Origin of the sequence: Natronobeatus ordinarius (genome assembly GCF_024362485.1) — an archaeon.
Taxonomy (GTDB): domain Archaea; phylum Halobacteriota; class Halobacteria; order Halobacteriales; family Natrialbaceae; genus Natronobeatus; species Natronobeatus ordinarius.
Window position 1 is genome coordinate 2,165,753 of sequence record NZ_CP101456.1, and the last position, 18,027, is coordinate 2,183,779.

The 18,027-nt window shown below is 65.4% G+C and carries 24 protein-coding genes; 10 read left to right on the forward strand and 14 right to left on the reverse strand.

Annotated elements, in window-relative coordinates:
* Window positions 1-39: 39 nt before the first annotated feature.
* Entirely contained in the window at window positions 40-249 is a 210-nt protein-coding gene (locus tag NMQ09_RS11140) for a heavy-metal-associated domain-containing protein (protein ID WP_255190654.1), read from the reverse strand.
* 108 nt (window positions 250-357) lie between these two features.
* On the opposite strand from NMQ09_RS11140, the gene NMQ09_RS11145 reads away from it, so the two are divergent.
* Together NMQ09_RS11145 and NMQ09_RS11150 are read left to right on the forward strand one after the other, a co-directional pair.
* Window positions 358-798 (forward strand): universal stress protein, encoded by a 441-nt coding sequence (locus tag NMQ09_RS11145; protein WP_255190655.1) that lies wholly within the window; start codon window positions 358-360, stop codon window positions 796-798.
* 219 nt (window positions 799-1,017) lie between these two features.
* On the forward strand, window positions 1,018-2,214 hold the full coding sequence (locus NMQ09_RS11150; protein ID WP_255190656.1) for an MFS transporter: 1,197 nt from the start codon (window positions 1,018-1,020) through the stop codon (window positions 2,212-2,214).
* Window positions 2,215-2,452: 238 nt separating this feature from the next.
* Here NMQ09_RS11150 and NMQ09_RS11155 read toward each other — a convergent pair whose 3' ends face one another.
* Complete coding sequence (locus tag NMQ09_RS11155) at window positions 2,453-2,617, reverse strand: hypothetical protein (RefSeq protein WP_255190657.1); 165 nt, start codon at window positions 2,615-2,617, stop codon at window positions 2,453-2,455.
* A 114-nt stretch (window positions 2,618-2,731) separates the two neighbouring features.
* Here NMQ09_RS11155 and NMQ09_RS11160 point away from each other — a divergent pair, with 114 nt between their 5' ends.
* The 4 genes from NMQ09_RS11160 (at window position 2,732) to NMQ09_RS11175 (ending at window position 5,792) form a co-directional block, all read left to right on the forward strand.
* Window positions 2,732-3,238, forward strand: a complete 507-nt coding sequence (locus NMQ09_RS11160; protein ID WP_255190658.1) for a macro domain-containing protein — start codon at window positions 2,732-2,734, stop codon at window positions 3,236-3,238.
* A gap of 111 nt (window positions 3,239-3,349) precedes the next feature.
* Window positions 3,350-4,480, forward strand: a complete 1,131-nt coding sequence (locus tag NMQ09_RS11165) for a YihY/virulence factor BrkB family protein (RefSeq protein ID WP_255190659.1) — start codon at window positions 3,350-3,352, stop codon at window positions 4,478-4,480.
* Between the two features lie 46 nt (window positions 4,481-4,526).
* On the forward strand, window positions 4,527-5,336 hold the full coding sequence (locus tag NMQ09_RS11170) for a HesA/MoeB/ThiF family protein (RefSeq protein WP_255190660.1): 810 nt from the start codon (window positions 4,527-4,529) through the stop codon (window positions 5,334-5,336).
* Between the two features lie 45 nt (window positions 5,337-5,381).
* A complete protein-coding gene (locus NMQ09_RS11175; RefSeq protein WP_255190661.1) occupies window positions 5,382-5,792 on the forward strand; it encodes a DUF7988 family protein in 411 nt (136 codons plus the stop codon).
* A 4-nt stretch (window positions 5,793-5,796) separates the two neighbouring features.
* Here NMQ09_RS11175 and NMQ09_RS11180 read toward each other — a convergent pair whose 3' ends face one another.
* From NMQ09_RS11180 to NMQ09_RS11190, 3 genes are all read right to left on the reverse strand, one after another.
* Window positions 5,797-6,549 carry a cyclase family protein gene (locus tag NMQ09_RS11180; RefSeq protein ID WP_255190662.1) on the reverse strand — a complete coding sequence of 251 codons (753 nt, stop codon included), beginning with the start codon at window positions 6,547-6,549 and terminating at the stop codon, window positions 5,797-5,799.
* A gap of 48 nt (window positions 6,550-6,597) precedes the next feature.
* A complete protein-coding gene (locus tag NMQ09_RS11185) occupies window positions 6,598-7,095 on the reverse strand; it encodes a DUF5797 family protein (protein ID WP_255190663.1) in 498 nt (165 codons plus the stop codon).
* A gap of 67 nt (window positions 7,096-7,162) precedes the next feature.
* On the reverse strand, window positions 7,163-8,458 hold the full coding sequence (locus NMQ09_RS11190; RefSeq protein ID WP_255190664.1) for an MFS transporter: 1,296 nt from the start codon (window positions 8,456-8,458) through the stop codon (window positions 7,163-7,165).
* Between the two features lie 144 nt (window positions 8,459-8,602).
* Between NMQ09_RS11190 and NMQ09_RS11195 the strand changes: the two genes are divergently transcribed.
* Entirely contained in the window at window positions 8,603-8,860 is a 258-nt protein-coding gene (locus tag NMQ09_RS11195; RefSeq protein ID WP_255190665.1) for a DUF5789 family protein, read from the forward strand.
* A gap of 149 nt (window positions 8,861-9,009) precedes the next feature.
* A complete protein-coding gene (locus tag NMQ09_RS11200) occupies window positions 9,010-9,318 on the forward strand; it encodes a transcription factor S (RefSeq protein WP_255190666.1) in 309 nt (102 codons plus the stop codon).
* Between the two features lie 53 nt (window positions 9,319-9,371).
* On the opposite strand, the gene NMQ09_RS11205 is transcribed toward NMQ09_RS11200, so the two are convergent.
* The 9 genes from NMQ09_RS11205 to NMQ09_RS11245 all read right to left on the reverse strand — a co-directional run bounded on the left by NMQ09_RS11205 (window position 9,372) and on the right by NMQ09_RS11245 (window position 16,934).
* Window positions 9,372-9,848, reverse strand: a complete 477-nt coding sequence (locus tag NMQ09_RS11205; protein WP_255190667.1) for an arsenate-mycothiol transferase ArsC — start codon at window positions 9,846-9,848, stop codon at window positions 9,372-9,374.
* A gap of 55 nt (window positions 9,849-9,903) precedes the next feature.
* A complete protein-coding gene (gene phoU, locus NMQ09_RS11210) occupies window positions 9,904-10,587 on the reverse strand; it encodes a phosphate signaling complex protein PhoU (RefSeq protein WP_255190668.1) in 684 nt (227 codons plus the stop codon).
* Between the two features lie 2 nt (window positions 10,588-10,589).
* Window positions 10,590-11,426 (reverse strand): phosphate ABC transporter ATP-binding protein PstB, encoded by an 837-nt coding sequence (pstB, locus tag NMQ09_RS11215; RefSeq protein ID WP_303841856.1) that lies wholly within the window; start codon window positions 11,424-11,426, stop codon window positions 10,590-10,592.
* 1 nt (window position 11,427) lies between these two features.
* Entirely contained in the window at window positions 11,428-12,327 is a 900-nt protein-coding gene (gene pstA / locus NMQ09_RS11220) for a phosphate ABC transporter permease PstA (protein ID WP_255190669.1), read from the reverse strand.
* A complete protein-coding gene (pstC, locus tag NMQ09_RS11225; protein ID WP_255190670.1) occupies window positions 12,324-13,325 on the reverse strand; it encodes a phosphate ABC transporter permease subunit PstC in 1,002 nt (333 codons plus the stop codon). Before pstC ends, pstA begins: the two co-directional genes overlap by 4 nt.
* A 15-nt stretch (window positions 13,326-13,340) precedes the next feature.
* Window positions 13,341-14,363 (reverse strand): PstS family phosphate ABC transporter substrate-binding protein, encoded by a 1,023-nt coding sequence (locus tag NMQ09_RS11230; protein ID WP_255190671.1) that lies wholly within the window; start codon window positions 14,361-14,363, stop codon window positions 13,341-13,343.
* Window positions 14,364-14,721: 358 nt separating this feature from the next.
* On the reverse strand, window positions 14,722-15,474 hold the full coding sequence (locus NMQ09_RS11235; RefSeq protein WP_255190672.1) for a DUF7260 family protein: 753 nt from the start codon (window positions 15,472-15,474) through the stop codon (window positions 14,722-14,724).
* A 351-nt stretch (window positions 15,475-15,825) separates the two neighbouring features.
* Entirely contained in the window at window positions 15,826-16,572 is a 747-nt protein-coding gene (locus NMQ09_RS11240; RefSeq protein WP_255190673.1) for a methyltransferase domain-containing protein, read from the reverse strand.
* Window positions 16,569-16,934, reverse strand: a complete 366-nt coding sequence (locus NMQ09_RS11245) for a nascent polypeptide-associated complex protein (protein WP_255190674.1) — start codon at window positions 16,932-16,934, stop codon at window positions 16,569-16,571. Before NMQ09_RS11245 ends, NMQ09_RS11240 begins: the two co-directional genes overlap by 4 nt.
* A 126-nt stretch (window positions 16,935-17,060) precedes the next feature.
* Between NMQ09_RS11245 and NMQ09_RS11250 the strand changes: the two genes are divergently transcribed.
* Together NMQ09_RS11250 and NMQ09_RS11255 are read left to right on the forward strand one after the other, a co-directional pair.
* Window positions 17,061-17,492, forward strand: a complete 432-nt coding sequence (locus NMQ09_RS11250) for a universal stress protein (RefSeq protein ID WP_255190675.1) — start codon at window positions 17,061-17,063, stop codon at window positions 17,490-17,492.
* Window positions 17,493-17,535: 43 nt separating this feature from the next.
* On the forward strand, window positions 17,536-17,946 hold the full coding sequence (locus NMQ09_RS11255; RefSeq protein WP_255190676.1) for a universal stress protein: 411 nt from the start codon (window positions 17,536-17,538) through the stop codon (window positions 17,944-17,946).
* Window positions 17,947-18,027: the final 81 nt, after the last annotated feature.

Consider the following 18,027-nt stretch of genomic DNA (forward strand, 5'->3'; position numbering starts at 1 on the left):
CTGAAACCGTTTATTAGTCGTTTCACGATTCCGACGGGGTCAGGCCGCGACCTCGTAGCCGGCGTCCTCGATCACGTCGGCGATCGATGTCTCGTCGACGATCGACCGATCGTGTTCGACGCGGACCTCGCCCGCTTCGTGGTTCGCCGTGGCCGACGAGACGCCTTCGAGTGCCTCGAGTGCGTCACGGACGGTCGATTCACAGCCACCACACGCCATTCCACTCACTTCGAGCGTCGTCTGTTCCATCATTGTATCCGTTCGCATCACGCTGATTGAGGGTTTCGGCTTCACTCGACGGGCAGGTGACCTGTCTGCGTACCAGGATTGATATAGTATGTCTCTGTGGTGGTTCACATGTATCGCATACTGATCCCAATCGACATAGGCGAGGACCGGGTGCGGTCCCAGGCCGAGGCAGTCGTCGATCTGCCACAGTCGGTCGACGAGGTTCGAGCGGACGTGCTGTACGTCTACGAGGAGATCGATTCGCCGGCTGACGAGGCCGGCTCGACGTACATCGAGGAGATCAACCGAAACATCAAGGATCTCCAGGGGCTGCCCGACACGGCCGACCTCCTCGTCGAGTTACTCGAGGACGCTGGTATCGAGACGGCAGTGCACGACGTCGCCGGTGACCCCGCCACCGCCATCCTCGAGGTAGCGGACGAACTCGAGGTGAACGCGATCGTCCTCGGTGCGCGTCGTCGGTCGCCTGTGGGTAAAGTACTGTTCGGAAGCGTCACACAGGCCGTGATCCTCGACAGCGAATGCCCAGTGATCGTTGCACCGACGTGAGGCGAGTCGTCGATCGTGTCGAATTCGGAAAGGGTTCGGGACGTCGATCGCGAGCGCCGGCGCAAAGACGGATGCACGGGCTGTCGAATCCGGCCTGTGTGGTGGCTCGAACCTCGGAGAACGGTGTGATCGAACCGAAGGCGGAGGCGAGACTGGGAAACGTCAGGCAACGGTGACGAACCTCCGAACGAAAACCAGGGCTGCGGTGATGGGCGGACGATGAGCGGCGCGTTCGAAACCGGATTCGGGGTCCGGGGATGGAAGCAGTACACGGCGCTCATCCTGCTCTGGCAGGTAACTGCCAGTATCTGTTTTTACGCGGTGTACGCCGTGACGCCGTTCGTTCGCGACGAGTTCGGCGTCTCGGCGACCCTCGTGGGCGTGATGTTGACGACGTTGACGCTCGGGTACACGTTGTTTCTGGTTCCGGTCGGCTCGTTCACCGACGAGTACGGGGAGGGTCTGGTCTTAGTGGTCGGCCTGCTCGGCCTCGCCGTCGGCGTCACTGCGATCACCATCGCGCCGACGTACCTGGCGTTGCTCGTGGGCGTGTTCGTTCTCGGCGCGTTCTACGCGACGGCGATGCCGGGGACGAACAAGGCCGTGTTCAACGCGATTCCCGACGAGCGGCTCAACACGTCGATGGGGATCAAGCAGGTTGGGGTCACGGCGGGGAGCGGAATCAGCGCCGTGCTCGTCCCCTGGTTCGGTTCGACACACTTCGGCTGGGAGGTCGCGTTCTTGCTTTCGGCGGGGTTCGCGGTCGTGATCAGCGTCGTCTTCTGGGTCGTGTACGACGCTGATGACGGCAGGACCGACGGTGACGGGCTCGGAATCCGCGCTCACTTCACGACTCCCGAATACACGTTGCTCACGGCGGCGGGATTTTTCCTCGGCGCCGGACTGTTCACGACGATCGGGTACACGATCCTCTACGTCGAAGAGGACGTCGGCGCGACCGTCGTCTTCGCGGGTATCACGCTCGCAGCCGCCCAGGTCTTCGGTAGTACCGGACGCGTCGTCTTCGGCTGGCTCGCCGATCGACTCTCCGCTCCTCTCACGACCTCGACCCTGTACATCCTGATCCTGCAGGCTGGCGCGTCGTTCGTGCTGTTTCTCGCCGTCACCGTCGTCGGATCACCGTACGTGGCGCTCGTCACGTTCTCACTGCTTGGCTTCTTCGTCCTCGGTTTTACCGGGGTCTACTACTCGTGTATCGGCTCACTCGTTTCACCGGATGAGATGGGGAGTGCGACCGCTGGCGGACAGATCGCGCTCAACTCGGGTGCGCTGCTCGCGCCCCCGGTTTTCGGCCTGCTCGTCGACAGCGTGAGCTACGCGGCAGCGTGGACAATGCTGGCCGTTGCCGCCGGTATCGCGTTCATCCTCCTCGTCGGAATCGCACGACGAGAGTGATATAGTACCCGTTGAAAGTCATTGCACACCCGGTCACGAACGTCGGCGGCCAGCCTTGACGACGAGGCTAAGGCTGGCCGCTCGGCTGTGACCGGGTGTAAATCGTTTCAACGAGTACTATAGTAGCCACTGAACGTCAGTACACACCTGCTTGCGATTCAGCGGCCAGCCCTGGCGGAATCTCGCCAGTTGGCCGCTCCGCTGCGAACAGTGAACCGGAGCGCGGGAGAGAAACGGTTCAGGGATCGAGGTCGACGGTGAGATCGGTCGCGATCCAGCCGTTGGAGTTGTCTCGTTCGGTGAACACGACCTTGCCGGGTCGGGTCTCGTGGCTGGTCACGATCGACTCTGGAACCTCGGGTTCGTCCGCGACTCCCTCCTGCTTTCGGGCGGGAACGTCCATCACCACGAATTAGGTGAGCCTAAATCTAAAAGGGTTTTGGTCGGCCCAAGACGATGTGGGCTGACACGTCGTCTACGACCAACGCTGATTTGGCCGGGACGAGTAGTGGGTCGTATGGAGTTCGACGTCGTCCAGGGAGACGTTGCCGAACAGTCCGCCGACGCCCTCGTCAACGCCGCCGGGACGAGCCTGCGGATGGGCTCTGGCGTCGCCGGCGCGCTCCGTCGCGGTGCTGGTGAGGAGCTCAACGAGGAAGCGATCGAGAACGGACCCGTCAATCTCGGCGCGGTCGCCGTCACCGATGCTTACGACCTCGACGCCGAGTACGTGATCCACGCCGCCGCGATGCCTCACTACGGTGACGGACAGGCCACGGCCGAGAGTATCCGAGACGCGACCCGGAATACGCTCGAGCGCGCCGACGACCTCGGCTGTGCGTCGGTCGTCATCCCTGCGCTGGGCTGTGGCGTCGCCGGCTTCGACCTCGAGGAGGGCGCCCAACTCATCTGCGAGGAACTCGCCGACTACGAGCCGGAAACGCTCGAGGAGGTCCGGTTCATCGCCTACAGCGACGAGGAGTACGACTTGATCCGGTCGGTCGTCGACGGCTTCGAGGGATGACGGCGGCCTTGAACCCGCGGCCTGCGGCGGCCTACTCGCAGGCGCCGGGCAGGACGTGACCGATGCGGTCGCAAGCCGTCCGGCTATTTCGATCCGGACTCTCGTCCGACCATGGCCGCGTCGCTGCGCGAACCGGTCTCGTTCGTCAAGACCGTCATTCAAGGGATCAGTGAAGAGAACGTTACGTTCATGGCCGCGGGCATCGCCTACCAGGCGTTCATTTCACTGATTCCGCTGCTCGTGCTCGTCTTCTTTCTCGTCTCGGCCGTCGGCGACGAGGGGCTCGCAGCTACTGTCACCGAGACGACCGAGGGGCTCCTCCCCGAAGCCGGAAACGAGTTGCTCGAGGACGCCATCGCCGGCTCGGTCGCCACCACTGGCGCGTCGGTCATCGGGCTCGTGACGTTACTGTGGGGCTCGCTGAAGATCTTCCGCGGGATCGACACGGCGTTCTCCGAAATCTACGAGTCGACGGGTGAGCAGTCGTTCGTCGGCCAGCTCACGGACGCCCTCGTCGTCTTCGTCGCCATCGTACTCGCGCTCGTCGCCGCGGCGGTCGCGACGGCGGTCTTCGCGTTCGTCCCCGACAGCCCGCTCGTCGGCGTTCTCAACCCGCTCGTGCTCGTCGTCGGGCTCACGGTCGCCTTCTTCCCGATGTACTATACATTTCCCGACGTGAACCTGCGCGCTCGCGAGGTACTCCCTGGCGTCGTCGTCGCCGCGGTCGGCTGGGCCGCCCTCCAGGCGCTCTTTCAGGTCTACGTCGCGTTCTCGGCGGAGTCCGACGCCGCCGGCGCGATGGGTGCGATCCTCCTTCTGTTGACCTGGCTCTACTTCGGCGGGCTCGTCCTGCTGCTGGGCGGCGTCGTGAACGCGGCCTCGAGCGGCCACCTCCCCGCTGTCCGCGACGACGAGGGTTCCGACCACGAGTCGAGCGACGAGCACGATCGGGCGGTCGGCGAACGAGCCGAGTGGGAGCGACTCGAGCGGGCCCACGAGCGGCTCGAGCGCGAACACGCCCTGTTACGAAACGACCTCCGCGCCCAGCGATCGCGTCGCTACCGGCTCGAGGATCGAACCGACGAACTCGAGACCGAACTCCGTCGGCTCGAGCGCGAGAACGAGTGGCTCAGCCGTCGACTCGAGCGACGGACTGAACCGTCGTGGAAACGCGTCGGGCGCCGGCTGCTCGAGCGCACCTCGGTGCTCTCGATCGGTACGTGGCGGGAACGGCAATCGTAACCCGTCGGTCACCAACCGTTATCCCGCCTCCGGGTGGAGCCGACGTATGAACGAGTCGCTCGATTCGACCCAGTGCGATCGGTACTCGAGGAGCCTCCTGGTGAAGTCGTTCGAGGAAGCCGACCAGCACCGGTTGTTGACGAGCCGGGTGCTCGTCGTTGGTGCCGGCGGACTCGGCTCGGCGATCATCCAGTATCTGGCGGCGGCCGGCGTCGGCACGATCGGCATCGTCGACGACGGGACGGTCAAACCGTCGAACCTCCAGCGCCAAACGATCCACGGCGTCGACGATGTCGGGGAGCCGAAAGTCGACAGCGCGGCCCGGTTCGTCGGGGCGCTCAACCCCGACGTGACGGTCGAGACCCACTCCGTCCGGGTCGAACCCGACACCGCCGAGGCACTCGTCGAGGGCTCCGACGTGGTCGTCGACGGCCTGGACAACTTTCCCGCACGCTTTCTCCTCAACGACGTCTGTCGCCTCGAGGGCGTGCCGTTCGTCCACGGCGCCGTCTACGGACTCGAGGGACAGACGACGGTCTTTCGTCCCGGCGGCCCCTGCTACCGCTGTCTGCTCCCCGAGGCGCCGGACCCCGACGTGGCTCCCTCCGGCGAGCCGATGGGGATCTTCCCCACCCTCCCCGGCACGATCGGCTGTCTCCAGGCGACCGAGACGCTCAAACTTCTCCTCGAGCGCGACGGGATCCTCGAGGACCACCTGCTTCGGTACGACGCCACGGACGCGACAGTCGTCCGGACGCCGCTCGAGCGCGACCCCGACTGTCCGGTCTGCGGACCGGACGGGATCGACTCGATCGAGGACGTCGACTACGGTGGCCGGTGTCGGATCGAACGGTGAGCCGGAAGTGAAACGCATTTCGTCTCCGGAACGAGAGTGACGGGCGTGTCACGAGCCGCCGAGTACGCCCGACGACGGATCGCCGACGAGCATCAGGACGTGATCGCCGGCATCGACGCCTGTGCCGACGCCGTCGCCCACCGGTGGGAGGAGGACTCGACGGGCGATCGCGCTGCCGTCGTCGAGCCCCTTCGAACCTGCCTCGACGCTCGCGGCCTGCTCGCTCGCCTTCCGTCGGTCCTCGCGGCCGCCGTCGAGGCGACGGGACACGACCTGGCCGCGCCGCCGGTCGCCGCACCGCCGTACGTCGTCGTGACGAGCCAGGGACCGGTCCTCCGGGCGACGATCGACCCCGGCCGGCTCGTGATCCGGCTCGAGGCCTTCACGGTCGTCCGCGAGTCAGAATCCAGCTATCGGCGCCTCGAGGGGACGCAACTTGCGGTCTCGCTCGAGTGAGGACTCACTCCTCGTCGAGGACTGCGACCGCCCGGACCGGAGCGCCGTCGGCGTCGCCGAGGTTCAGCGGGTAGGCGTGGAGTTCGAACGTCTCCGGAACCGCCGCGAGTCCGCACAGGTTCTCGAGGAGCAGCCGACCGTCGCCGAGGAGGGCGTGATGGACCGGATAGCCGTCGGGTTCGTCGGCTCGAGCGGCCGGCGTCGGCGTGGGATCGACGTTCGGCGCGTCGACCCCGAGATGACAGCGTCGCTCGAGCAGGTAGTCGGCCGCGTCGGCCGTCAGGTACGGGTGGTCGAAGTAGCGATCTGTCCCCCAGTGAGTTTCCCAGCCGGTCCGGACGAGGAGCAAGTCGGCGTCGCGTGGATCGTCGTCGGTGTCTGCGGCGTCGTACGCGTCACGGAGTGCGTCGGTGTCTGCGGCGTCGTACGCGTCACGGAGTGCGTCGGTGTCTGCGGCGTCGTACGCGTCACGGAGTGCGTCGGCGTCGATCGGCTCGCGGTCCTCGAGCGGCCGACAGTCAACGACGCGCGTCGTGAAGCGAAACGTCTCGAGGGAGTATTCCTCGAGCGTCCGGCCACCGGAAACGAGGTGTGCCGGCGCGTCGACGTGCGTCCCCGCGTGGGTGTCGATCGACAGTCCCGTGGTGCGGTAGCCGTCGGCCTCGAGCGTCGCCGTGGGTTCGATCTCGACGGGCGGATCGCCCGGGTAGACCGGCATCCCATCCTCGAGTTGGTGCGAGAGGTCGTAGGTTGGCATGCGGATCGCTAGTCGCTCGAGCGTGGTGTATCGCGCGGTCTCGGGCGGTCAGTCGGCGGTCTCGACCTCGAGGTCCTCGCGCGCCATGGCGAGCCTGAACGTCGGAACGGTCCGGTACTCGACCTCGACGACGCCCTTCCGGCGGAGGCTCTGGAGGCCCGAGCGGACCTCGTCGGTGTCGGGGTCGACGTCGAACGCCTCCCGGAGGGCGTGGAGGACGGCGACGACGCTCTGGGAGCGCTCGTCAGGGCCGGCGAGCACCTCGAGGATCTGCGTCTGGAGTTCGGGGACGCGGACGCGAGAGGGTGGCCCCTCGTCGACGCTCTCGACCCCGGGTTCGACGTCGACGAGGTCGGCGGCCTCCGCAGTGGCGCGGATCAAGCTGTTGTCGTCCCGGAAGTAGTACTCTTTGAGCTCGTTCTCGAGGTACTGGTGGACCTCGCTGCCGCTCTCCAGCTCCCAGCGCTCCTGTAGCTCGGCGTTTTTCGTCGGTTGCAGTTCGACGACGTCGGCCAGTCGTGCTTTCGCCTCCTCGGAGAGCGTCATCGTCGAACCGTACGGGAAACCGCTATTTTTGCGTTGCGTCATCCCACGCGCGGCGAGGTCGCTCGACTTAGTCGTCGCCCGTGGTCGGCGTCCCCCCGGCCACCTCGAGGGTCTCTTCGACCTGCGTGTAGACGAGGATCGAGCCGAAGACGGCGAGGCCCGCGCCGAACGCGAAGGGTACCACGAAGCCGTAGCCGATCAGCGCCCCCGAGATGAGCGGGCCGGCCGCGATGCCGAAGCCAAAGGCCATCGTGAGCACCGACAGCTTCGTCCCGGACTCGCCTTTGCCCGCGAGGTCGCCGGCGAGGGCGAGCGCCGGCGCGAACACCATCGCCCCGGCCGCGCCCTGGAGGAATCGGACGAGGAACATCGTCTCCGGCGTCGGCGCGAAGCCCTGCCCGAGCGTCGTCGGGATCAGTAGCAGCATCCCGACGAGGATGAACGGCCGCCGGCCGTAGCGGTCGCTCGCTCGTCCGACCGGCGTCTGAAACAGCACCTGGGCGAGGATGAACGCCGAGAACTGCAGGCCGAACCAGGTGGCCCCCTGCTCGAGTTTGGCGTTGACCTGGGGCTGGATGGTCGCAAAGAGCGCGATTGCCGCCGCCAGAAAGAGCGTGACGACGCCGAGGGTGAAGATCGGATCGAGCAGCTTCGACCCGGTTCGATCCCGGATCGGGATCGAGAGGTCGGCGCCGGCGTTCGCTCGCGCCACGTCGGGGTCGGAGACGAGAATCGTCACGAGCAGAAGTCCGAGAGCGGCCATGACCGTCGCGAAGTAGAAGGCGGCGTCGAAGCCGCTGACCGTCACGCCGCCGGTGGGCGGAAGCGAGTAGGGGCCGGCGTTGACGACGGCACCCGCGGCGACCGGGCCGGCACCGAAGCCGATCAGTCGGAAGGTGTTGTAAACGCCCATGTTGCCGCCGCGGTCTCCTGTCGTCGCCAATTCGTTCACGAGCGCGATCGAAGCCGGGACGATGAAGGCGATGCTTACCCCCTGGAGCCCGCGAATAACCACGAGCGAGAGGTACGACCCCGCGAAGACGTACGCGAGGTTCGTGGCGGCCAGTCCGCCGAGGCCGAAGAGGATGAACAGCTTGCGCTTCCCCGCCCGATCCGAGAGCCGCCCCGTCAGCGGCTGGACGCTGCTGTTGAGCAGGCCTGCCAGCGAGAGGATGATCCCGATGATCATCGACTCCGCCAGCCCGAACGTCTGCCCGCCCACGACGTCGCTCACCACGTACAGCGGGATGACGACGATCAGAAACGAGTTGCCGACGCCGTCGGCCATTCGCGCGAACGCCAGCGCCAGCACTCGCCGGTCGACGGCGAACAGCGCGAACGCTCGACGCAAAATCCCTCGCACTACTCCCACATCCGTGGCTGAACGCAATCATCGTTTCGAAGCGAAACGAACGCTGCCCTGACCACGCGCCGACCGTTCCGCAGGGTGTACTGTCACGATCACCCCACAGAGGAGTACAAGCCGTTCCGGCGACTCGAGTGCGGTATGGGTCGACAGATCAAACTCAGCCGCGTCGAGACGACCCTCGAGGAACTCGACTACCCCGTTACCAGAGCACAGGCGGTCGACGGCCTTGAGGACGTCACCCTTCTGCTCGCCGACGGCGAGGCGAACCTCGGCGACGTCGTCTCCCGGACGGGCAGCGAGACGTACGCGAGTCGCGACGAACTCGTAGGCGAGGTGTTCAACGTCCTCCCCCGCCGTGCCGTCGGCGAGCCGTTCCAGTCCGAAGGCGAGGGATGAGCGGGCAGCAGGAGGTGAGCGGGCAGCAGGAGGTGAGCGGGCAGTCGGGGAGTCAACGGACGGAGCGGCTGCGGTGCGCGAACACGGCTCGATGGAAGTGAGCGCAAACGGGTCGTTTAAGATGTTCCGCCCGCGTATCCCCGACACTGATGGAGTTCTGCGACGAATGCGGTTCGATGATGAAAGCCGAGGACGACACCTGGGTCTGTGGCAGCTGTGGCTTCACGAAACCGAAGGGTGACGCCGCCCAGTATACGATCACGGAAGACCAGGAGATCAGCGAAGTGATCGAGTCCTCAGAAGAGACGTCGCTCCCGGAGACGGACGCTCGCTGTCCCGAGTGCGGGCACGATCGGGCGTACTGGTACATGCAACAGATTCGGTCGGCCGACGAGTCAGAGACGCGCTTTTTCATCTGCTCGAGTTGCGAACACAAGTGGCGCGAGGACGATAACTGACACCGCTGGGGCGATTCTGACGTCGCCCAGTGTCGACCTCGTTCGACGCCGTTTCACCCGTTACTCTCGTTCTCCGCCGCCTCGAGTTCGTCGAAGAGCGCCTCGACCCGCCGTCGAATCTCGGCTCTGATCTCGCGCGCGCCGTCGACCGACGCGCCGTGGGGGTCCTCGAGGTCCCAGTCGCGGGCGTCCCCGCGCCAGGTCATCGGGCAGATCCCCTCGGCGTCACAGCCCATCGTGATCACGACGTCGCAGTCGTCGATCTCCCCGGGCGTAATCTCCCGCGGGCGGCTGTCGGCGAGGTCGATTTCAACCTCCGCCATCACCTCGCAGACGACGTCGTGGACGCGATCGGCGGGGTCCGTCCCACCGGAGTGAATTCGCACGCGGTCTTCGAGGCCGCGCTCCTCGCGCTCTCGTTGCGCGAACGCGGTCGCCATCTGGCTTCGTCCCGCGTTCTGCACGCAGACGAAGGCGATCGTGGTCGGGTCGGTTCCTCGTTCGTTCGATCGATGTTCTCGTTCCGTCATGGTTCGGTATCCCCTCGCGTCGGTTCGTTCGTAGTGTCGCTCATCGTACGGTCGGTCAGTAGATCAACTCGTCGTCGTTTTCGACCATGTACAGCGTCCTGGCGGCGACGTTGACCGCGTGATCGCCGACGCGTTCGAGGTCCCGGAGGATCAACAGCATCCGGGAGACCTCCGCGAGGGCGGTCTCGGCGTCCGTCCAGTCGTCGGCTTCGGCCGCTGGATCCGCCTCGAGCAGCTCACGGACGACGGCGGAACTCGCCTCCGCACAGCGCGCGTCGAGGTGGTCGTCCATGGCAGCGACCTCCCTCGCTGCGTCGGCATCGTCGGTCGCGTACGCACCCATCGCGGCGTCGACCATCTCGAGGGCGTACTCGCCGATCTCCTCGACGTCGACGGTCGGATGCTCGATTCCGCCGGCCGGCGTCGTGTACTTTCCGAGGTTCGTCGCCAGATCGCCGATCCGCTCTATGTCGGTGATCACCTTGAACGACGAGGCGATGACGCGCAGGTCGCCTGCGACCGGCTGCTGGAGGGCGATCAGTTCGATACACGCCCCCTCGAGCTCGAGGTACCGCTCGTTGATCTGGTAATCGCCCTCGATCACCGCCTCGGCGCGCTCGACGTCGCCGTCCTCGAGGGCGCGGATGGCTTGCTGGAGCCGGCCGCGGACCAGGTCGCTCATGTCGAGGACGTCCTCGCGGAGGGCCTCGAGTTGTCGCTGGTAGTCGGTTCGTGGCATGATTATCCGAACTTTCCGGTGATGTAGTCCTCGACGCGGTCGTCTTCCGGGTCCTCGAAGATTTTTGCCGTCTCATCGAACTCGACGAGTTCGCCGCCGGTGAGGAAGACGGCGGTCTGATCGGAGATCCGGGCGGCCTGTTGCATGTTGTGGGTGACGATGACGACGGTATACTCCTCGACGAGTTCGTCGATCAGGTCCTCGATCTTCGAGGCGGCGACGGGGTCGAGCGCGGAGGTCGGTTCGTCCATCAGGATGACCTCGGGGTCGGGTGCGATCGCGCGGGCGATACAGAGCCGCTGTTGTTGGCCGCCGGAGAGGTCCAGTCCCGAGGACTCGAGTTTGTCCTTCACCTCGTCCCAGAGGGCCGCCCCGCGCAAGGCGCGTTCGACGGCGGCGTCGAGGTCGACCTCGTCGGCTTTTCCCTGAATGCGCAGGCCGTAGGCGACGTTGTCGTAGATCGACTTGGGGAAGGGGTTCGGTTTCTGGAACACCTGTCCAATCTTCCGGCGCAAGGCGACGGGATCGACGTCCTCGTCGTAGACGTTCTTCCCGTGGAAGGAGAGCTCGCCCTCGACGCGACAGACGTCGATCCGGTCGTTCATCCGGTTGATCGACCGGAGGAACGTCGACTCCCCACAGCCCGAGGGGCCGATCAGCGCGGTGACCTCGCGTTCGGGGATCGCCATCGAGACGTCCGAGATCGCCTGGTCGTCGCCGTAGTAGACGTCGAGGTTCCGGGCCTCGAGGACGATGTCGTGTGACCGGTCGGTTCGATCTCGAGTCTCGGTCTGTACGTCGGTCGTGATCAGCGAGTGATCGTCGTTTGTCGTGGACATGTTAGATCTCCGTCTCGTATCTGTGTCGGATGTACATCGCGACCGCGTTCATGACGAACAGGAACGTGAGCAACACGACGATACCGACCGCGGCGAGGTGGATGAAGTGCTGGCTCGGTTCGTTCGCCCAGTTGTAGATCGTCGTCGGCATCGCGCTGAAGCGGTCGAACGGGCCGTAGGGCATCCGGTTGATGAAGATCGCTCCGACCATGATCAGCGGAGCCGTCTCGCCGATCGCGCGGGCGAGTGCGAGGATGGTCCCGGTCATGATGCCGGGGATCGCCGCCGGCAGGACGACCCGCCGGATCGTCTGCCACTTCGTCGCGCCCGTCGCGTACGAGCCGTTGCGCACCCCGTCGGGAACCGACCGCAGCGCCTCCTGTGCGGAGACGATGATGATCGGCATGACGAGCAAGGCGAGGGCGATCGCCCCGGCGAGCAAGATCGGCCCCATCCCGATCCCGTTGACGAACGCCGCCAGTCCGAGTAGGCCATAGACGATCGACGGGACACCCGCGAGGTTCGCCAGGTTCGCCTCGATGAGACGGGTGATTCGGTTGTCAGGTGCGTACTCCTCTAGATAGATCGCCGAGCCGACGCCAACGAAAAACGACAGGATCGTCACCAGGACCATCAGCATGACCGAGGCGACGATCGCACCTCTGAATCCGGATAACTCTTCACGCCGGGAGCCATCCCGGGTGAAGAAATCGACCAGACTGATGTTGTACTCGGTCAGGCCGACGTAGAAGTCGGTGGCGACGTCGAACAACAGGAGTGCGAGCATGACGACGCCGAACATCGACGCGGCGAAGATGACCCCGAGGAAGAGTCGGTTCTTCAGGTGCTCCCAGCCGAGGTCGACGTCACTGAACAGGTCGGTGTCGGTATCGGTACTCATCGGTACTCCTCCTGGAAGCGGCGTTTGAACCAGTCGTTGAGCAAATTCATCGTGAGTGTCATGACGAACAACAGTAAGCCGACGGCGAACAGCGACTGATACTCCACTGTCCCCACCGCAGTCGTCCCGCGTGCCATCTTCACCATGTACGCCGTCATCGTCATGATCTCGGCGAAGGGGTTGGCGGTGAGATTCGCGGTGAACCCGGCTGCCAGCGTGACGGCCATCGTCTCGCCGATCGCTCGAGAGACGGCGAGGATGTAGGAGGCGAAGACGCCCGAGATCGACGCCGGCAGGACGATTCGCGTCGAGACGTCGAACTTCGTCGCGCCGAGGGCATACGCGCCGTTTCTGAGTTCGTCCGGGACGGCCGACATGGCGTCCTCGCTGATCGAGGAGACCATCGGGATCGTCATGATGCCGACGACCAACATCCCCGAGAGTAGGCTGTATCGGCCCATGTTGATGCCGAACAGCGCGGACGCGATCGGGGCGACGAGAACCGGGTTGATGAACGCGATCGCGAAGTAGCCGTAGACGATCGTCGGGATCCCGGCGAGGATCTCGAGGGTCGGCTTGAGCTTCGATCGAACGCTGGCGGGAGCGTATTCGGAGAGGTAGATCGCGGTCGCCGTTCCGATCGGGATCGAGACGAACGCCGCGCCGACCGTGATCGCGAGGGTCCCGAAGACGATCGGGAGCACGCCGTGAGCGGGCGTCGCGTGGTCGGGTGCCCACCGCGTTCCGGTGAAGAACTCGGTGAACGTGACCGTCCGCTCGGGATTCGCACCCATGAGCATCTCGGTCACCTTGGCGCCGAAGAAGTAACTCGCCGCGTTGTCGATCAACACGAAAAAGATCGCGAGCGTGGTCAGGACCGTGATCGCGGCACAACCAAACAGGATGCGTCGGGCTCTGCGGTCGGCCGCGTTATCGGCCTCGGCGGGCCCACCGCCGCTGATCCCGGACCCCGACTCGTGGTGTGATTCGGTACTCATTGGGGAATTCGAGGCTTATGCGCGCTGTACGGTGAGGTCATCAGGCGAGGCACCGACCGCCTCGAGCCACTCGTCGATCTTCTCGTGGTTCTCCTCGGTCACGGCGTCCGGAGCGGCGTAGAAGCCCTCATCGCGGGCGAACTCCTGGGCGTCGTTGGTGTAAAAGCGGGCGAACGAGCCGATGAGGTCGGTCCGTTCCTCGAGGCTCGCGAGGTTGACGAACGCGAACAGCGGACGAGCCAGCGGCGAGTACAGCCCCTCCTCGATGTTTTCCTGCGTCGGGAGGTAGAACTCGCCGTCGACGTCGCTCTCGACCGGGACGGCCTCGATCGGCTGGTCGTCCTCGATCTCACGCAGGTATCCGAGACCACCCCAGCCGAAGCCGTGTTCGTTGTCGGCGACCGCGGCCATGATCTCGTTGGTCTGGCTGGTCGCCGAGTAGTCGTCACGGACGTTCCCGATCTCGCCGTTGATCTCGCGGGTGAAGTAGTCGAACGTCCCGGAGGCGCTGTCACGGGCGTGCAACTGCATCTCCTCGTCGGGCCACTCCTCGCGGACGTCGCTCCAGCGGGTGACTTCGCCGGTCGCCTCGAACTCCCAGATCAGCTTGAGTTCCTCGAGCGTAATCTCGTCGACCCAGTCGTTCTCGGAGTTCTTGACGACCGACAGTCCGTCGAGGCCGACCTCGAGGAAGCCGTAGTTGACGTCGTTTTCGCTACAGAGGTCGACCTCGTCCTCGGTGATCATCCGGCTCGCGCTCTGGTAGTCGGAGTTCGCCCGGCAAAACTCCTGGAAGCCGGCCCCGGTCCCCTCCGGTGCGACGTCGACCAGGACGTTCGGGTACTCGTTTTCGAAGTTCTCGCCGGCCCACGAGGTGATCGGCGCGACCGTGTTCGATCCCGAGGCGTCGATCGTTCCCGAGAGCCCGTCGTCGTCGCTACCGAGACAGCCCGCGACGCTCAGCACGCCAACGGATGCGATAGTCGTGATCGCTGCTCGTCGGGTAATACGTCCCGCTGGATTCTGGCTGGGTGCCATCGACTTGTCGTTTTCGACGACCACACAAGAACTGTTCTAATAGTTATATGTTGTACCGAGTACGTATCTATTCTCGGCCGTTGGTGGACGTTCTCGACCACTCGTCTATATAGTACACATGAGACTGGCTCCGAGAAATACTCGAGATCTGGCTCTCGGTCGTGAATCGCCTCTGGATCAAGTGATGGCGATGGATTCCGGCGGACGGGACGAGCCGCGTCAGTCGACAACGGGCGGTCCGATTCCTAACGTTCACGAACCGTTCATGCGAGCGACGATGGACGAACAACCGCTGGGGCGACCGCCCGGCGTTCGTCGTCTCGAGACGGAGTGATCGCTGGACTGGTGAGTGGGCGACTCAGCGTGCCGTCGAGAGACGGCAATCGAGCTGCCGTCGAGTCCGGTCGATAGACTCGCCGATCTCGGCGATCGTCGCGAGTGCCGGATACGTGTGTTCACACTCTCCGTAGAGGTAGTGACCGAGATCGGTGTGGTCAAGGATCATCGCCCGCTGGCGGTTCTGAATCCACGACTGGCGGCTCGCGGCGAGGGTATTACAGTCGGTTTCGAGCCGCATGAGGCGCACGCGGGTCAACCGCAACGCGTTGAACTCGAGTTGCTCGAGCGGCTGGGCGAGCAGCGACTCGAGTTCCTCGAGCACTGCCGTCAGTGCTCGTTCGGCCCGCTCGAGTTCGTCCGCTTCGGTCTCGAGCAGGTCGAGGACTCGCTCACGGGCCGTGATCGCCTGTCGACTTCCCTCGAGCAACAGGCGTTTCAACTCCGGGTGAAACTGCGAGCCGCTCGTGACGGCCGCTGCCAGCTCCACCCCGAGTTCGCCGGCGAAGTGCTCGAGGATGGGTTCGTCGTATACGTCCGTGTAGTGTGGAACAGTTGCCACGGTTTCGGCGTACGCGTCTACGACGCAGTCCAGTTTTTGGGGTGCAGTCGCGAGCAGCGGCGACTGCGTCTGGGAGGGCTGGTGGACGTCGAGGCCCTTGACTCGATCGAGAAACGCCTCGAACGCCTGTTTTTCGTCGATCAGCTCCCGACGTTCGGCCCTAATTGCGAGCCTGGCTTCCTCGAACGGATCGAGGCTGGGTTCCGGGGACACAGTAGCCGCAGTTTGTGTCGCCATCGTATTAAACACCACTAATAGCTCTTAATTCAGATACGTGGTGGGTCGGATTCCTACTGATCGATAAATAGCGATCCGTGCTGACGGGGGCTGGATCGCTACCCGTGAGTATGGACGGTTCCGTCGTGGGCTTCCGGCTCACTATCCCTGTGAATCGACCCGGGGCCCGAAACGTCTTTCTCGTGGTTCGCTGCCGGGTGGTCGGGGAAACACGGTCGGTGGAGTGAGGATCGTGGATGCTGTGTCCCGACCGCATCCGCACGTTCTGCCGGTGGAGAAATAGCGCCGATCCCTACCTGGTTAGGCTGGCACTCGGGTGACGGGAGCTTACGTCGTGCGTGCGACCGTCAGGTAGCCCGTGTGCCCGACCGGCGCCGTCGACGGCCTCGAGCCCCGCCCGTCGAAGTCCATCTCGCGCTGGATCGTCTCGTGGGTTCGGACGTCCGTGAGTCCGACCTCGTGCGCCGTCTCGACGACCTCGCGGCTATCCTCGACGAACGGGCTGTAGACCGCGAGGAAGCCGCCGTCGACGAGCAGCGTCGGTGCCTGTTCGACCATCGAGGGCGCGTCGCCCGTATCGAGCGTGAGGACGTCGAACTCCGGCTCGTCGACGAGCGACTCGAGCGACTCGAGGACGTCACCGGCTCGGACCTCGACGGCGTCGGCGACGCCGGCCAGCGCCATGTTCTCGCGGGCGACGTCGGCGAAGTCGGGGTCGCGCTCGTAAGTGACGACCGAGGCGCCAGCGCGGGCCATCGACGCGGCGAGGACGCCGGTCCCCGTGCCGGCGTCGAGCACTCGATCCCCGACCGAGATCCCGGTCTCGCCGATGACGAGGCCGACGTCGCGGGGAACCATCGGTGCGCCCGTCCGCTCGAAGTGGTGAAAGAGGTCCGGCCCGCGGAGCGCGCGGACGCGAAACGCCGTCCCGAGGTGCGTCTCGAGCGTCTCCCCGGGCTCGACGTCCTCGGGGACCTCGAGCACGCCGAGGTCGGTGCCGAACTCCTCGCCCGGCTCGACGAGGTACTCGCGGTCGTCGTGGACGAGCAGGACGCGTCTCACGTGACCGCTCACTCGAGCTCCTCGACCGCCGCTGCGAGGTCGCCGTCGTGGGCCTCGAGCGCCTCGCGAGCCTCGTCCTCGGTCGCGCCGGTTCGCATGGCGACGATCTCGACGTCGTCGTCGGGGATCGCTGCGTCAGCGTCGCCGCCCTCGTCGGCAGCGCCGCGTTCGCGTTCTTCGGGCGAGCCGATGATCTGGTAGGTCTCCTGCCCGCGGGCGTCCATCTTCGTCACGTCGGGGTCGCTGAAGACGAGGTCGTGGTCTGCGGTGCGGATGATCACTTCCTCGGCGTCGAGCTCGTCGACGTCGATGCCCATCTGCTTCATCATCTGTTCCATCTTGCGTGGGTCGAGCCCACCGCCTCCTCCAAACATACCCGACACGTTGCCATCCGTCGGGAAAAGGCTACCGAACGACCGTGAGACAACTCACGCCCACCGGAGCCGCCGTGGATGTTCTGGCTCCAGTACGCTTATTCCGGACGTCGACGAACGGTCCGTATGTCCGCACCTGAACGCGTGCTCGTCGCCCTCGACGGCTCCGACCAGTCACGGGCGGGCCTCGAGTACGCTGCGGAGACGTACACCGACGCGACGATCGTCTGTTTTCACGCCATCGATCCGTTCGACCGCGATCCCGAGGAGGCGACGGCCGAGCCGCTGACCGAGGAGTGGCTCGAGCAAGAACGCGAGCGAGTCGAGGCGCTGTTCGACCGCGCGCTCGAGCGCGTCGACCTGCCCGCAGATCGGGTCGAGCGGGAGACGAACGTCGGGCAGCCCGCAGAGTCGATCGTGGCCTACACCGAGGAGGAGCCGATCGATCACGTCGTCGTCGGCAGTGTCGGCCGGGGAGGGGCGAACCGGCTGCGACTCGGGAGCGTCGCCGAGGTCGTCGTCCGCCGGTCGCCGATCCCCGTGACGGTCGTCCGGTAGCCTGGACAGTACTATTATCGTCCCCTCGCCCGAACGGGCGGGCATGGAGGTACTCGTTCCGATCGACGGATCGCCACAGTCGAACGCCGCCCTGGAGCTCGCCCTCGAGCGGTTCGCCGACGCCGACCTCACGCTCGTCCACGTCGTCGACCCCGTCGGCGACGACTGGGACGACCCGTCGACGGAGGCCGGCAAGCGCTTCGAGGCTGAAACGGAGCTTGCAGAGCGACTGTTCGAGGACGCTCGAGCGCAGATTCCGGCCGACGTGGCGGTCGAAACGGTGGTAAAGCGGGGCTCTCCCTGGCGGGAGGTCGTCGCCTGCGTCGAGGAGCGCGACGTCGACCACGTCGTGATGGGCAGCCACGGCCGTGACGGAACGAGCCGGCTGTTGCTCGGGAGCGTCGCCGAGCTCGTCGTTCGGCGTGCGCCGGCTCCGGTGACGGTCGTCAAGTGAGGCGGTGAATCCGGCGAACCGGTCGGAGACCGGCGACGACCTGACGGCTAAAGACGTTTTACCGATCGGCTGCCTAGAATC